Source organism: Yersinia entomophaga (assembly GCF_001656035.1).
Taxonomy (GTDB): Bacteria; Pseudomonadota; Gammaproteobacteria; order Enterobacterales; family Enterobacteriaceae; genus Yersinia; species Yersinia entomophaga.
Genome location: NZ_CP010029.1, coordinates 2,918,175 through 2,933,715 on the forward strand (window position 1 = coordinate 2,918,175; position 15,541 = coordinate 2,933,715).

Genomic DNA, 15,541 nt, shown 5'->3' on the forward strand with positions numbered 1-15,541 from the left:
AATGGTTGATACCTTTAGTTTAAATTGATGTTGCCGATTACAGACTACACCAACATGGGGAGAAATGAAAAAATGACGTAATAAAACCGCAGAAGGAATCATTATGTCTCGTATTTTAGTATTAGCGGCACACCGTAATCCGGATGAGTCTCGTATCAACCGTCAGTTGATTGACGCTTTGCGTCCGCTGCCGAATGTCACCGTTCACGAGCTGATTCGTGCTTATCCAGATTTTAAGATTGATGTCGCTCGTGAGCAGGCGTTATTGGATGCGCACGATGTTGTGGTGATGATGTTTCCATTTTACTGGTACAGCTCGCCGGCGATTTTAAGCGAATGGCAGGATGCGGTATTAACTTACGGTTTCGCCTATGGCAGTGAGGGCACGCGGCTGCAAGGTAAACCGCTGAAATTGGTGGTTTCGACCGGTAGCCGAGCTCAGGATTATAGCGCTAATGGATACAATCGCTATCCGATTGAAAACCTATTGTTACCTTTCCACGCTACGGCCAATCTGACCGGGATGGATTTCCTGCCACCGTTTTTGATTCAGGGCACGAGCAATATAAGTGATGAAAAGTTGGTGATGAAAATCGAAGAAGCGGTGAAGGTCATAAAGGGGATGGAGTAGGGTTGGGTTGTTTGTAAGGAAGGGTTTTTGATTGTTTTTTAATCTCAGAATCAGCGCTGAGTTTTCCAAAGTCAAAATTGGATCAGGTTTCGCAAGCCGAATAGTTCGGTTTCTCCTCACTCGCCGTGGAGGCTTCCGAGCAGGGTTGGCCGTCGCCGCAACCCTGCACCCGCGTTTGGCGCGAAAACGGGGTTCTGCGAACGTCCCCTCGTGCACTCTTTGTCCGGCGAGCCAGTGCTAGATTGGCTTGCGGGCGTTATCAGGATGCCATCCCTCCTGTCGCTGCGGCTCAAGGTGCACTTTGAACCGCTGACGACCGTTCACTCTTGGCCTCATCCCAGCGCGGCCCACTTCCTGATTGCGTCTTAGTAAAATCAAAACCATTTTTTCTGAATCACAATTCGCCTTTTGCTTTGGATATCGCTTTTGGTCCAGATCTTGACTTGGACCTTTAAGAGCATATCTTGGCCGGCGTGATGAACGAGGTGTCCTGCGAAGCGGGTAGACAATGCAGGCAGACAATGTTGTGCGGAGGTGCGGATTGTTGAGGCTCGCGCCTATGAGCCTTAACTCGGTTGAGGCTGTGGAGGTGAAAAATTTACCAAGCGAATATCAACCGAAACCCGATCCGATTTCAGATTTGAACTGATTTTGACTTTAAAGCACATATTTCAGTGACCGAAGTTTGGAATTGGATCGGGTTTCCATTCAGAGAGTAACCAATAACACCTCAACCAAATGAATGCTCCGCAAGCTCCAAATCTCGGCGTGAATACTCTCGTACAATGTGACCTTTTTCCATCAGCGCGGCTCGTTCGGACATATGCGCTACTACGTCGTTGTCGTGGCTCACTAACAGGTAAGTCATGCCGTGTTCCCGTTTCAGCTTATTGAGCAGATTTAAAATCTCCGCCTGTACCGACATATCCAACGCGGAAGTGGGTTCATCCAATAGCAACAATTTAGGCCGTAACAGTAATGCGCGGGCGATGGCGATTCTCTGGCGTTGGCCGCCGGAGAACTGATGTGGGTAGCGATGCACCGCAGAGGCGGGCAATCCCACTTGCTCCAACGCTTCGCCGATGCGTTGCTGAATGTTCTTCTCGCCGTGAACTTTCAGCGGCTCCCCTAAAGTACGCTGGATACTGTGCTGCGGGTGCAGCGAAGCGTAGGGATCCTGAAACACCATCTGTACATCTTTACGTAACTGACCGGTAAAACGCTGGCTGGGGCGTAACGGTTGACCAAGCAAAGAAATCTCGCCCTGCCACTCGCGTTGCAAACCCGCCAACGTACGCAAAACCGTAGATTTTCCGCAGCCGGATGCGCCGATTAGGCTGAAAGTCTCGCCGGCTTCAACCTGAAAACTTACGGACTCTACGGCGGTTTTTACCTGATTCCCCTGCGGGAAACGGACCCGTAGCTGGCTAACTTCAATCAGTGCCATTCTGACCTCCGAACATATCCGCCTGACGATCCAACACTGGTAAATCAGTGCCGAAAGTGCTGGCATTTGGGCGACAGGCCCACAGCGTATGAGTATAGGGATGAGTGGAATAAGGCAAATCTGCCGCCAGACCTTGATCGACCAGCTTGCCCTGATACATCACCAACACGCGATCGCAATGCTCAGTGACCAAAGGCAAATCATGGCTGATTAGCAGCAGGCTCATGTTGCGCTGCTCGGTTTGCTCGACGATAAGCTCCAGAATCTGGTTGCGTAGTTTGGCATCTAGCGCAGAAGTTGGCTCATCGGCAATCAATACTCGCGGATTATTCACTAACGCGATGGCAAGCATTGCCCGTTGGCCCATCCCACCGGAAAGCTGAGCAGGATAGTGATGATAGTGGTCTTCAGTTAATCCCACCGATGCCAACGCATTCAGTACACGCTCATGGGTGTCTGCGCGGGTCAGGCTGTTATGTAACAGCAAGGATTCTTCAACCTGTTTGCCAATGGTTCGCACCGGATTTAATGCGTAACGCGGGTCCTGCAATACCATCGCAATATCATTCCCGCGTAGTTTGCTCCATCGACGTGGTTTTAACGTCAGCAAATTCTGTTGGATCGGATTCTGCGCATCCTCTGGATTTTCAGCGTAATAACACAACCGATCGGCGCTCACTTTGCCCGGCTGGCGCACTAATCCCATCAGAGAACGCGCGGTAATCGATTTACCGGAGCCGGATTCCCCTACCAGCGCCACGCGCTCGCGGCCAAGCTGGAAGGAGATTTTATCCACGACCCGCTGCTGGTGGAAATCAATGCTGAGGTTTTTCACCTCCAAACGCAGATCAGTCATGATGAGGGTCCAGTAAGTCTCGCAGGCCATCGCCTAACAGGTTGAAAGCCATGCTGCTGAGCAAAATCGCGCAGCCCGGAATGGCGGCAATCCACCATTGGTCGAATATCACCTGCATACCTTCGGCCACCATCGAACCCCATTCAGCCATCGGAGGACGAGCCCCCAGACCTAGGAACCCCAAACCTGCGGCTGCGAGGATAATTCCGGCCAGATCCAGCGCCAGTCGAACCACCGCCGAGGGCAGGCACATAGGTAAAATGTGTCCCCAAAGCAGACGTATGCCCTTGATACCCATCATTTCCGCTGCTGCCAGATAGTCACTTTTACGCAGTAGCTGAATCTCTGCCCGTGCCTGACGAGCGTAGGCTGGCCAGGTCGTCAGAGCCAGTGCCAATGCGCCATTCAGCAAACCGGGGCCAAGCATGGCGACAAAGGCAAAGGCCAAAATCAGACGTGGCATCGACATCACGACGTCAGTGATGCGCATTAAAACCTTCTCCAACCAGCCGCCGTGATAACCGGAAAGCACGCCGACTAACAATCCCAGCGGCAAAGTGATCACCGTGACTAAAAGCACTAAGCCCAGCGTTGGGCGCGTACCATAAATCACGCGCGACAGCATATCGCGACCGTAGCTGTCAGTACCTAACCAGTGGCCGGGTTCCGGTGGCAGCAACCGTTCGGCGGCGTTTTGCCAATTCGGGTTATGCGGTGCAAGCCAAGGAGCAAAAATGGCAATCAGCACTAACAGGGAGAGAATAAACAGCCCAATGCTGGCGGAAGGAGAGCTTTTCAGCGCACGAAAAAATTTCATTATCGACATATCAGCGCGATCTCGGATCTAACAGCTGAACCAGCAGGTCCGTCAGATTATTAATCAGAATAAAGCACATCCCCAGTAGCAGCGTGCCGCCCATAATCGCAGTGGTATCTCCGGCAAATAGCGCACTGGTGAGATAGCGCCCAATGCCCGGCCAGGCAAAGACCGTTTCTGTCAGCACTGCGCCTTCCAGCATGCCGGTGTACACGAGTGCGATGACGGTAAGCAGCGTGCCGCGAATATTCGGTAAGACGTGCATCAGCAGGATACGTATTTCGCCAGCGCCTTTGGCTCGCGCAAGGGTGACGTATTCTTTATTCAGCTCGCTCAGGCAGGCAGAGCGCGTCAGCCGGGTAATACTGGCCAGCGCATAGTAAGACAACAACGCCACCGGCAGAACCAAATGGGCTGCGGCATTAGCGAAAGCGCCGCTGTCGCCGGAACGCCAGGTATCAATCAGTGCGAAACCGGTTTTGGCTTCTACCGTGTATTGGTAAATATCATCCAGACGACCGGGGCCGGGGCTCCACTGTAGCTTGGCGTAAAACAGCAATAGCATCAGCAACCCTAGCCAAAAGATTGGTACTGAGTTGCCCAGCAGGGTGAAGAAACGAATGAGGGAATCGACTTTACTCCCGGCCCAGCGCGCGCAGATTAATCCCAGCAATACGCCGAGAGACGCCCCGATAATCAGTGATAACGTCGCTAACTCCAGCGTAGCGGGAAATGCGGTCAGTAAATCCTGCAATACCGGCTGCCCGCTGGAACTGGCAACGCCCAGACAGCCATGAGCCAGTTGGACCAGATAATGCCAAAACTGCACCGGCAGCGGTTGATCCAGTCCAAGCTGCTGCCTAACCTGTTGATAAGTCGCCTGACTGGCATGATCGCCGACGATTTGCAGCACGCGATCCACCGGCGACAGCGCTGACAACAGGAAAGTAATCAGCAACAGGCCGAATAGGGTCAGGGCGAGGCTGAAGATCCCTTTGATCAGCGCCCAAAAACGACGCCGGGGCAAGGCTCCCGGCGTATTATTTAAAGCTACGGACATGTGGCTATCTGCTCGCTTGTATTAAAAGTTATCCCAACCGGGTACGCGGGTACCTATTTGCTGACAAGGTCGTAATAAACCATATCGGCATTCAACCCTTGTTGATAGCCTTTCACATTATCCCGTAACACAATTTGCGTTTTGGCCTGATCGATAAAGATATAAGGCGAATTTTGCAGAAGTTCCTGCTGTAGCTTGGTATAAAGCTGGATGCGCTTGGCGGGGTCGGCTTCGGCAACGGCGGCAAGCGTTTGTTTATTCAACCCAGGAATTGCCCAACCGTTTAAACCGGCGACGGTGCTGCTTTTGCCATCGTTATAGGCAAAAGCGCTAGCGTTGGAATGAGCGTCAAAATAGTCTGGAATCCACAGGCGAATCGCAGACTGATGCTGTTTGGCGCGAACCCGGCCATAAACCTGACTACCGGCGGCTGGCAGCAGTACTAATTTAACGCCGCCCTGAGCGAAGCTGGCCTGTAAAGATTGGGCGATGGTGATAAACGGCGGTTTATTTTCCACATCCAGCGTCAGAGTCGCGTTTTTAATACCGGCTTTCTGTAGCAAGGCTTTGGCTTTGGCAGGATCGAAAGTAAACGGCGTTTCTTCCAGCGCACCCGGCAAACCGACCGGCAGGAAGCTTTGATGCACAAAATACTGTCCCTTCAGCAAATCTTTGGTAATGCCTTGGTAATCCACCAGATAGCGAGCTGCTTGCCAGAATTCTGGCTTGCTTAACATTGGGTTAGCTGGATTAGCGGTGTTAAAGACTAGATAGTTTTGTTCGGCCGACGGGATTTCGACCACTTTAACGCCAGCCTGAGTTTTCAGCGCGGCGGTCTGATCCGGCCCCAGTTCCCGAGCGATATCGGCATCGCCCTGTTGAATCAGGAGGCGGCGAGCGCTTGGATCGGGAACGTTCTTGATAATAATGTTTTTTATCAGCGGCTTATTGCCCGGCGAGGTTGGGTTGGCGTCTAACACAATGGCCTGATGAGGTTGGTAAACCCGCATTTTGAACGGGCCGCTGCCGGCAGAATGCATTTTCAGCCAGGCGTTACCGAAATCACCGTCTTTTTCATGGGGAGCCACCGCCGCTTTATCCACGATAGAGGCAATAGGCGTAGACAGAATATTCAGCGCTACCGCTGGGCTGACATCGGCGCTCCAGCTTAGTTGTAGGGTATTGTTATCAATCTTCTTCAAATGCTTATCGATATTGTCCGGCTCCCAGCCGAGAACGTTCAGGATAAAGGCCGGTGAACGGTTCATTTTTACCGCGCGAGTAAAGGAATAAATAACATCGTCGGCGCGCACAGGATTACCGGAAGCAAAAGTTGCGGCGGGGCGCAGTTTTACCGTCAGGGTTTTATTGGCGGCGTCACCTTGCCAGCTTTCCGCCAAAACAGGGATCACTTTGGCCGGATTTTCCCGATCGGCCTGCATCAGGCGCTGATACAAACTTGGGACGGTCTGAATGCTGGATAATTCGTTACTTTCTGCGGGGTCGAGGCTGACAATATCATCCAGTGACTGGACCACCACCAAGGTATCCGGCGGTGTCGCGGCCTGAACGCTGGCAGACAAAGTTGCCGCAACCAGCAACGACAGAATTCTTGCTTTCATTAAAACACTCCCCGAATAGACAGATAGTCTCAGCCAGACAGAACGATGAGGTAAATAAATTATTTTTAAATTATTTAATCGCATCGCACGATAGAAGCTTTGCTGTCTGTGGGCAAAGTCTCAAGGGTTATTTCATATAACTATCTAGACTATAGACGGAGTTTCGGATCTATAAACCGATGTATTTATCGTCGGTGGACGTTAAATAACCCTGAAATCTTGATGTGTGTTAGCTTTCGAGAATCATGATTTGATTATAATGAAACAATATTTCACTATAATTCGAGTATCTAAAAAATGATTACTGGGAATATCCATCATCTCGATTTACTCCCTTATTTTCCCCAACCGTTGCGTGCTGCCATTGAATATGTAAAGCAGCATATCAACGCAGAAACTCCGCTGGGTAAGCATGATATTGATGGCAACAATCTGTTTGTACTGGTTTCCAACGACTGTACCGATTGGCAGGAAAATCGTCGGGCGGAATATCACGCTAAATATCTGGATATACAGATTGTTCTGGCGGGTCAGGAAGGTATGGCTTTTAGCAACCTCCCAGCGGGAGAAACGGAAACCGATTGGCTGGCCGATAAAGATATTGCTTTTTTACCGGTAGGAATAAGTGCACAAAATGAAAAAATGATCTTGATGCAGCCCAGTGATTTTATCGTGTTCTATCCGGGAGAAGTACATAAGCCGTTGTGCGCGGTGGGGGAAAAGGCACATGTAAGAAAGGCGGTGGTGAAGATGAACGCAAGTTTGTTGCTTTAGTCTGGTTGGGTGTTTGATAGGGGCGATTTATTTCAGTGGTGAATTGAGCCGTAGCCACTTCAATCTAATTAAAGCACCTTCTGGACGGGTTTTAATAATCCGCCGTCCTTGGCGGATTATGCTGAATAGCGTAAATACTTAATCCGCGGAGAGTGTTGCTACCATCACGGCTTTAATCGTATGTAACCGGTTTTCCGCCTGATCAAACACAATACTGTGTGCAGATTCGAACACTTCTTCGGTCACTTCCATACCTCCTGGCATAGTGTATTGCTCGGCTAATTGCTTGCCCAGTGTGGTTTGGTCATCATGGAAAGCCGGCAGACAGTGCAGGAATTTGACCTGCGGATTGCCGGTCAGCTTAACCACGTTCATATTGACCTGATAAGGCTTGAGCAAAGCAACTCGCTCGTTCCATACCTCCTTTGGCTCGCCCATGGAGACCCAGACATCGGTATAGAGGAAATCAGCGCCTTTCACGCCTTCGGCTATATCTTCAGTCAGAGTGATTTTTCCGCCGGTTTTCTGCGCCTGCGCCTGACAGGCCGCGACCAGTTTAGCATCCGGCCAGCAGGCTTTTGGTGCCACCAGCCGTAAATCCATTCCAACCAACGCAGCGGCTTCCAACATGGAGTTGCCCATATTGTTACGAGCATCACCCAAATAGGCGAAAGTCATTTCTTGCAGACTCTTTTTTGGCAAATGTTCCTGCATAGTCAGTAAATCAGCCAGCAATTGAGTCGGATGGAATTCGTCGGTTAAGCCATTCCATACCGGGACGCCGGCAAACTCAGCTAGCGTCTCAACGACCTGCTGCCCGAAACCACGATACTGAATACCGTCATACATCCGGCCTAACACCCGAGCTGTATCTTTAATTGATTCTTTATGCCCAATCTGGCTACCGCCAGGCCCGAGGTAAGTGACGCGAGCACCTTGGTCATATGCGGCAACTTCGAAAGAGCATCGGGTACGAGTTGAGTCTTTTTCGAAGATGAGCGCGATATTCTTACCTGCCAGTTTTTGTTTCTCTGTGCCTGATTTTTTTGCCTTTTTCAATTCTGCAGCCAAATCAAGCAGTGTGGTAATCTCGGCGGGGGTAAAATCCAGTAACCTCAAAAAGTGACGTTTGTAGAACTGACTCATAGCGCTCATCTCCATGCATTCCGAATAGTCTAATTGAATTTAAATTCAACTTATACGTATAAATATTCAATTGCAACTACAAAAGATAAATCTTTCTCGTTTATAGTGGAGGCATTGGCGGCGGTGTGGGAAAATAGGGCTATATAACGCCCATTGACTGAGGATAAAGGCATGGCAAACCGCGAAAAACTGGATGAGCAACGTGATGAGACCCGCCTGATCATCGAAGAATTACTGGAAGATGGCAGCGATCCTGACGCGCTGTACACCATTGAACACCATCTTTCTTCTGAAAAGTTTGAAGTGCTGGAGAAAGCGGCGGTTGAAGCTTTCAAACTGGGTTACGAAGTGACTGATGCAGAAGAGCTGGAAGTTGAAGATGGCTCCGTTGTGATGTGCTGTGATGTGATCAGTGAAGTGGCTTTAAACGCCGAACTGATTGATTCTCAGGTAGAACAGTTGGTTGCATTGGCTGAAAGCTGTGGCGTGAACTACGACGGTTGGGGAACTTATTATGAAGACCCGAACGGTGAAGATGACGAAGACGGCGAGTACGATGACGAAGAACTGATTGATGAAGATGACGACGGTAAACGTCATTAATCTGCCGCTTTGAGTTTTATCTAATAAACCCGCGCTGTTGATAGCGCGGGTTTTTTTATTCTATGAATAAGTGACTTAATTACATTAAATCGAGAGACTACAACATTTTCAACATAGTCACTTCGCAATCCACATGACCAGTCGCACCCATTGGCCCGTCGATGTGTTCGAAGCCTAATTTTTCATATAAGGCGACGGCGCTGGTCAGGCTGGCGGTTGTTTCCAGATAACAGCGGCTAAAATCATGCTGACGAGCAAATTCCAGCGCCTGTAATGCCAGTTGTTTCGCCAGACCTTTCCCACGTAGAACCGGCAAGAAATACATTTTTTGCAATTCGCAAACATCGGCTTCGCCACATGACAAAGGCGCTACGCCACCGCCACCGGCAATACGGCCATCGACCTCGATAACCCAATAAGCGCTACGTGGTTGGCTATATAGCTCATGCAAATGCTCCAGATTTGGATCGGAGACGGTATAACCTTTATCCGCCGTCAGGCCGAATTCGGCAGAAACATCGCGGATAACGTTGGCAATGGCAAGGTTGTCTTCTGCCACGATAGGACGAACCAGAAGTCGCAAGGGAGTGGCTGTGGTCATGGCATAGTTACTCAGCAAAAATAGGTGGAAAGGCGTGCTCTGAGGACAGGTGCCCAGCAGTGTGTACTGACCAGCGAGTCTGTAGTGCTCTGTAATACCATCGAATACCGCAGTAATGCAACTATGCCCTTCGTACTTGGCGCTGCAGGGGTGTTGGCTGCGTCCACTCACCCGAATCACTTACTGATGTAAGCTCATCGGGATTCGTTCACTGGCCGCCTACCTGCAACCCCAATTACTTGGGCATAAACGTTATATATTGGGCGCTGAAGGGGTGTTGGCTGCGTCCACTCACCCGAATCACTTACTGATGTAAGCTCATCGGGATTCGTTCACTGGCCGCCTACCTGCAACCCCAATTACTTGGGCATAAACGTTATATATTGGGCGCTGCAGGGGTGTTGGCTGCGTCCACTCACCCGAATCACTTACTGATGTAAGCTCATCGGGATTCGTTCACTGGCCGCCTACCTGCAACCCCAATTACTTGGGTATAAACGTTATATATTGGGCGCTGCAGGGGTGTTGGCTGCGTCCACTCACCCGAATCACTTACTGATGTAAGCTCATCGGGATTCGTTCACTGGCCGCCTACCTGCAACCCCAATTACTCGGGCATAAACGTTATATATTGGGCATAGAGATTTATAACGAATGGCATAGAAGTATTCGCTGTTTTCACTATAAAACTAAAGCCGCAGGGATGAGCTGCGGCTTCAGATTTTTGGGATATAAATATCCCGCAGTTCAAGCTGGGTGAAGCTCAGACTACTTTACAGCGCCGCGATAGTGGCCTGCTGCTCAATCAGTTTTACTTTCGCTTCGGCACAGGCAGCCAGTCTCTCACGCTCTTTAGCAACAACGGCTTCTGGCGCTCGTGCCACAAAACCTTCGTTACCCAGTTTGCTTTCGATACGCTCGATTTCAACATCAAGCTTGGCCACTTCTTTTGCCAGACGGTCCAGCTCTACGGCTTTGTCGATCAGACCGGCCATTGGAATCAGCACTTCTGCGCCTTCAACCAGCTTAGTCACGGACAATGGCCCTTTATCCCCTTCAGGTAACAGGGTGATAGAGGAAAGACGCGCCAACGACTGGATAAAGCTCTGGTTTTCCAGCACTCGGCGCTGAGCTTCAGCGCTGGCGCCGCGTAGCAACACTTCCAGTGGTTTACCCGGAGAAATATTCATTTCTGCACGAATATTACGCACCGCAATAATGGTCTGCTTGATCCATTCCAAATCGCTCAGGGCTTTTTCATCAACCTGGCTGGCGTCATATTCTGGGAAAGGTTGCAGCATAATGGTGTCTGCGGTAATGCCCTTCAGCGTTTTCACGCGTTGCCAGATGGTTTCCGTGATGTAAGGAATGATTGGATGCGCCAGACGCAGCAGAGCTTCCAGCACGTTAATTAGCGTGTTACGCGTGCCGCGCAGCTCCGCCTCAGAACCGTTGCTCATTACCGGTTTGGTCAGTTCCAGATACCAGTCGCAGAATTGGTTCCAGGTGAATTCATACAGAATACCCGCAGCCAAATCGAAACGATAAGTATCCATCGCTTCACGGTAGGCTTTCACCGTCTGGTTGAATTCAGCCAGAATCCAGCGGTCAGCCAGTGACAGCACCATTTCGCCGCCGTGTTGGCCGCAATCCTGATCTTCGGTGTTCATCAACACGAAGCGGCTAGCGTTCCACAGCTTGTTACAGAAGTTACGATAACCTTCCAGACGCTTCATATCCCAGTTAATGTCGCGACCGGTTGAGGCCAGCGCCGCCAGGGTGAAACGCAGGGCGTCGGTACCGTGCGGCTCAATGCCGTTCGGGAATTGTTTTTCGGTACGCTTGCGGATTTTCTCAGCCAACTGCGGCTGCATCATGTTACCGGTGCGTTTTTCCAGTAATTCTTCCAGCGAGATACCGTCAACCATATCCAATGGATCGATAACGTTACCTTTGGACTTGGACATTTTCTGCCCTTCGTCATCGCGGATCAAACCTGTCATGTAGACGGTTTTGAACGGTACCTGCGGCTTGCCGTTTTCATCTTTCATAAAGTGCATGGTCAGCATGATCATGCGGGCAATCCAGAAGAAAATAATGTCGAAGCCGCTGACGATAACGCTGGTCGGATGGAAGGTTTTCAGCGCATCGGTCTGCTCTGGCCAACCCAGAGTAGAGAAGGTCCACAGACCGGAGGAGAACCAGGTATCCAGTACGTCTTCGTCCTGACGCAGAGCAACGTCTGCACCCAGATTGTTCTCGCGACGCACTTCCGCTTCATCGCGGCCTACGTACACTTTGCCAGCTTCGTCGTACCAGGCTGGAATGCGGTGACCCCACCACAGCTGACGGGAAATACACCAGTCCTGAATGTCACGCATCCAAGAGTAGTACATGTTTTCATACTGCTTAGGTACGAACTGGATATCGCCGTTTTCAACCGCTTCAATCGCGACTTTCGCCAGCGGAGCAGTACGGACATACCATTGGTCGGTCAGCATTGGCTCGATAACCACGCCGCCACGGTCGCCGTAAGGAACGGTCAGATCGTGAGGTTTGATTTCTTCCAGCAGACCCAGTTTGTCGAACTCGGCAACGACGGCTTTACGAGCGGCAAAGCGCTCCATGCCTTGGAACGGTTCTGGAATCGCACCGCTGTATACATCGGTGACTTCACCGTTGGTGTCGAATACTTCGGCTTCGCTACGGATATCACCGTCGAAAGTTAGAATATTGATCATCGGCAGGGCGTGACGTTTACCGACTTCATAGTCATTAAAGTCATGGGCTGGGGTGATTTTCACACAGCCGGTGCCTTTTTCCATATCGGCGTGTTCATCGCCGAGGATCGGAATGCGACGACCTACCAGCGGCAGGATCACTTCTTTACCAATCAGATCCTTGTAGCGCGGATCTTCTGGGTTAACGGCGATGCCGGTATCACCAAACATGGTTTCCGGACGGGTCGTGGCAACAACCAGATAGTCTTTGCCTTCTGCGGTTTTCGCGCCGTCGGCCAGCGGGTAACGCAGGTGCCACATGGAACCTTTGGATTCGCGGTTTTCCACTTCCAGATCGGAGATCGCGGTGCGCAGTTTTGGATCCCAGTTCACCAGGCGTTTACCGCGGTAGATTAGATCTTCTTTGTGCAGACGGACGAACACTTCTTTGACCGCGTTGGACAGGCCATCGTCCATGGTGAAGCGCTCGCGCTCCCAATCCACGGAGTTGCCCAAACGGCGCATCTGACGAGTGATGGTGCCGCCTGATTCGCCTTTCCACTGCCAGATTTTGTCGATGAAGGCGTCGCGACCGTAATCGTGGCGAGTTTTGCCTTCTTCAGCAGCAATTTTGCGTTCTACAACCATCTGGGTCGCGATACCTGCGTGGTCAGTGCCGGCCTGCCACAGGGTATTTTTCCCCTGCATGCGCTGGTAGCGGATCAGCGTATCCATAATGGTTTGCTGGAAAGCATGACCCATATGCAGGCTGCCGGTTACGTTCGGCGGCGGGATCATGATGCAGTAGCTTTCTTTGCTGGTATCGCCGTTCGGCTTAAAGTAACCCTGCTTTTCCCAGTGTTCGTAGAGCGGTTGCTCAATCTCGTGCGGACTGTACGTCTTGTCGAGGGAGTTGTTTGTTTTTTCCATTTTATTTATTTGTTCAGTGAGTTGGCGGCGTTGCCGTGGTCAAATGGAAGCCGACGCTGCGATATGACTTATATCGGTCGCGCGCCAACTGTTTCAAAGTTTCTTCGTAAGGAACGAAGTCTATCACTTCATGGAAAGCGGTGGCAAAACCTGCGAACTCCGGTAGCAGGCTAATCAGCAGGTCGCGCGGTGAATTTCCACGTCTCTCCGGCCAGGCCAGCTCCACCGGTGCGCCGTACTTTGGCCCTTCGCCCGCTAAATTATGCGGAACAAATTGCTCCGGCGCTCGTTGCCACAGGGCCTCGTCAAGACGTTGAGCCTGTTCCTGACTTTCACATGCGATCAGCACCCGTTTGCCCGCCCGCCAGCGTTCAGCCGCCAGATCGCATGCCAGCGCCTCATGGGCTCGCAGCTCGCCGGAAGGTTGATCGTGATCGAGAAGATAGAAGGTTGCGTTTTTCATAGGCTCTCTACGACGTTAAGGGCACGAAGTGTGCCCTTAAGATAACTCGGTGTATACCCTTGTCTCTGAAGTAACAGGGGGATTCTCTGTTACTTCAATGAGTTCGGGTAGATATCAAACGATTAATCGTCGCCGTTCAGACCTGCGCGATTCAACAGGAACTGCGACAACATGGCAACCGGACGACCGGTAGCGCCTTTGTTTTTTCCTGAACGCCATGCGGTACCCGCAATATCCAGGTGAGCCCAAGTATATTTACGAGTAAAGCGCGACAGGAAGCAGCCCGCAGTGATAGCTCCGCCAGCGCGTCCGCCAATGTTCGCCATATCGGCAAAATTGGAGTCCAACTGTTCGTAGTACTCATCGCTTAGCGGCAAGCGCCACGCGCGGTCACCGGCTTGTTCTGAGGCGCCAATCAGCTCGTGAGCTAATGGATTATGGTTCGACATCAAACCGGTAATGTGGTGACCCAAAGCCACCACGCATGCGCCGGTCAGGGTGGCAATATCAATCACCAGCTCTGGTTCGAAGCGTTCAACGTAGGTCAGAGTATCACACAGTACTAAACGGCCTTCCGCATCGGTATTCAGCACTTCTACCGTCTGGCCGGACATAGTCGTTAACACGTCCCCCGGGCGATAAGCCTGCCCGCCCGGCATGTTTTCACAGCCCGCCAGCACGCCGATAACGTTCAGTGGCAATTGCAGCTCTGCCACTACGCGCATCACGCCATACACGGTGGCGGCGCCACACATGTCGTATTTCATTTCGTCCATGCCTTCGGCTGGCTTGATAGAAATACCACCGGAATCGAAGGTCAGCCCTTTGCCAACCAGCACAATTGGCTTAGCGTCAGCATTCGGATTACCTTTATATTCAATCACCGACATCAGGGATTCGTTCTTAGAACCTTGCCCCACGGCCAGATAGGAATGCATGCCCAGTTCTTTCATCTGTTGCTCACCGATAACGCGGGTGATGATGTTAGTGCTGAACGCATCGGCTAACTGACGAGCCTGAGAGGCCAGGTAAGCGGCGTTACAGATATTTGGCGGCATATTACCCAGGTCTTTTGCCGCTTTGATACCGGAAGCCACAGCCAAACCGTGCTGAATTGCGCGCTCTCCGCTGGTCAGTTCGCGGCGGGTTGGCACGTTGAATACCATTTTACGCAGCGGACGGCGCGGCTCGACTTTATTGCTTTTGAGCTGATCGAAGGTGTAAAGGGTTTCTTTTGCCGTTTCTACCGCCTGACGTACTTTCCAGTAGGTATTACGGCCTTTGACGTGCAGTTCCGTCAGGAAGCAAACGGCTTCCATCGAACCGGTATCGTTAAGGGTATTGATGGTGTTTTGAATCACTTGCTTATATTGGCGTTCATCGAGCTCACGCTCTTTACCACAGCCAATTAACAGGATCCGCTCGGAGAGAATATTAGGCACATGGTGCAGCAGTAATGTCTGACCCACTTTGCCTTCAAGCTCACCGCGGCGCAACAAAGCGCTGATGTAGCCATCACTAATTTTGTCGAGTTGTTCGGCGATCGGGGATAGACGGCGAGGTTCAAAAACGCCGACTACAATACAGGCACTGCGCTGTTTTTCCGGGCTGCCGCTCTTTACACTGAACTCCATGCACTCTCCTGAATCTTAAAGACAAAGGCGGGAGCTACCGCTAGAATGTAGCGCTCCGCAACGATCTCTCTCCGTTGTGTTAACGACGTGTGTTAACCTGAACGGCATAAGTTGTTTTGTTTTGGCGACTATAAGCATGTTCCTATAGGACACCTAAACGCTAGATGCTGTAATACTATTTTAGCTGTGAAGGTTGCCATATGATGAGAATAAATGGCGGATTAGCGATGAAACTAT

General features: G+C 51.1%; 13 protein-coding genes. 3 read left to right on the top strand and 10 right to left on the bottom strand.

From position 1 onward, the window contains the following. The first annotated feature begins 103 nt into the window (after nt 1–103). On the top strand, nt 104–631 hold the full coding sequence (locus PL78_RS13295; RefSeq protein ID WP_064516191.1) for an NAD(P)H-dependent oxidoreductase: 528 nt from the start codon (nt 104–106) through the stop codon (nt 629–631). A gap of 730 nt (nt 632–1,361) precedes the next feature. On the opposite strand, the gene PL78_RS13300 is transcribed toward PL78_RS13295, so the two are convergent. The 5 genes from PL78_RS13300 to PL78_RS13320 are packed head-to-tail and all read right to left on the bottom strand — an operon-like array spanning nt 1,362 to nt 6,433. Beyond that, complete coding sequence (locus PL78_RS13300) at nt 1,362–2,078, bottom strand: ABC transporter ATP-binding protein (protein WP_064516193.1); 717 nt, start codon at nt 2,076–2,078, stop codon at nt 1,362–1,364. Further along, nucleotides 2,065–2,934, bottom strand: a complete 870-nt coding sequence (locus tag PL78_RS13305; protein WP_064516195.1) for an ABC transporter ATP-binding protein — start codon at nt 2,932–2,934, stop codon at nt 2,065–2,067. Before PL78_RS13305 ends, PL78_RS13300 begins: the two co-directional genes overlap by 14 nt. After that, nucleotides 2,927–3,760: an ABC transporter permease gene (locus PL78_RS13310; RefSeq protein ID WP_064516197.1), complete on the bottom strand. Its 834-nt coding sequence runs from the start codon at nt 3,758–3,760 to the stop codon at nt 2,927–2,929. Before PL78_RS13310 ends, PL78_RS13305 begins: the two co-directional genes overlap by 8 nt. A 1-nt stretch (nt 3,761) precedes the next feature. After that, nucleotides 3,762–4,811 carry an ABC transporter permease gene (locus tag PL78_RS13315; RefSeq protein ID WP_064516199.1) on the bottom strand — a complete coding sequence of 350 codons (1,050 nt, stop codon included), beginning with the start codon at nt 4,809–4,811 and terminating at the stop codon, nt 3,762–3,764. 53 nt (nt 4,812–4,864) lie between these two features. Then, nucleotides 4,865–6,433, bottom strand: a complete 1,569-nt coding sequence (locus tag PL78_RS13320) for an ABC transporter substrate-binding protein (RefSeq protein ID WP_064516201.1) — start codon at nt 6,431–6,433, stop codon at nt 4,865–4,867. Between the two features lie 297 nt (nt 6,434–6,730). On the opposite strand from PL78_RS13320, the gene PL78_RS13325 reads away from it, so the two are divergent. Next, nucleotides 6,731–7,207 carry a NanQ anomerase/TabA/YiaL family protein gene (locus PL78_RS13325; protein ID WP_064516204.1) on the top strand — a complete coding sequence of 159 codons (477 nt, stop codon included), beginning with the start codon at nt 6,731–6,733 and terminating at the stop codon, nt 7,205–7,207. Between the two features lie 138 nt (nt 7,208–7,345). On the opposite strand, the gene argF is transcribed toward PL78_RS13325, so the two are convergent. Continuing rightward, nucleotides 7,346–8,353 (bottom strand): ornithine carbamoyltransferase, encoded by a 1,008-nt coding sequence (gene argF / locus PL78_RS13330; RefSeq protein WP_064516206.1) that lies wholly within the window; start codon nt 8,351–8,353, stop codon nt 7,346–7,348. A 171-nt stretch (nt 8,354–8,524) separates the two neighbouring features. On the opposite strand from argF, the gene rraB reads away from it, so the two are divergent. Next, on the top strand, nt 8,525–8,956 hold the full coding sequence (rraB, locus tag PL78_RS13335) for a ribonuclease E inhibitor RraB (protein ID WP_049599537.1): 432 nt from the start codon (nt 8,525–8,527) through the stop codon (nt 8,954–8,956). Nucleotides 8,957–9,053: 97 nt separating this feature from the next. Here rraB and PL78_RS13340 read toward each other — a convergent pair whose 3' ends face one another. The 4 genes from PL78_RS13340 to pepA all read right to left on the bottom strand — a co-directional run bounded on the left by PL78_RS13340 (nt 9,054) and on the right by pepA (nt 15,304). Beyond that, on the bottom strand, nt 9,054–9,557 hold the full coding sequence (locus PL78_RS13340; protein ID WP_064516208.1) for a GNAT family N-acetyltransferase: 504 nt from the start codon (nt 9,555–9,557) through the stop codon (nt 9,054–9,056). 773 nt (nt 9,558–10,330) lie between these two features. Then, nucleotides 10,331–13,207, bottom strand: a complete 2,877-nt coding sequence (locus tag PL78_RS13345) for a valine--tRNA ligase (protein WP_064516210.1) — start codon at nt 13,205–13,207, stop codon at nt 10,331–10,333. A gap of 13 nt (nt 13,208–13,220) precedes the next feature. Beyond that, nucleotides 13,221–13,670 (bottom strand): DNA polymerase III subunit chi, encoded by a 450-nt coding sequence (locus tag PL78_RS13350; RefSeq protein WP_064516212.1) that lies wholly within the window; start codon nt 13,668–13,670, stop codon nt 13,221–13,223. Nucleotides 13,671–13,792: 122 nt separating this feature from the next. Further along, the gene (gene pepA / locus PL78_RS13355; protein WP_049599547.1) at nt 13,793–15,304 is read right to left on the bottom strand and encodes a leucyl aminopeptidase; all 1,512 of its coding nucleotides are present in this window, start codon (nt 15,302–15,304) and stop codon (nt 13,793–13,795) included. Nucleotides 15,305–15,541: the final 237 nt, after the last annotated feature.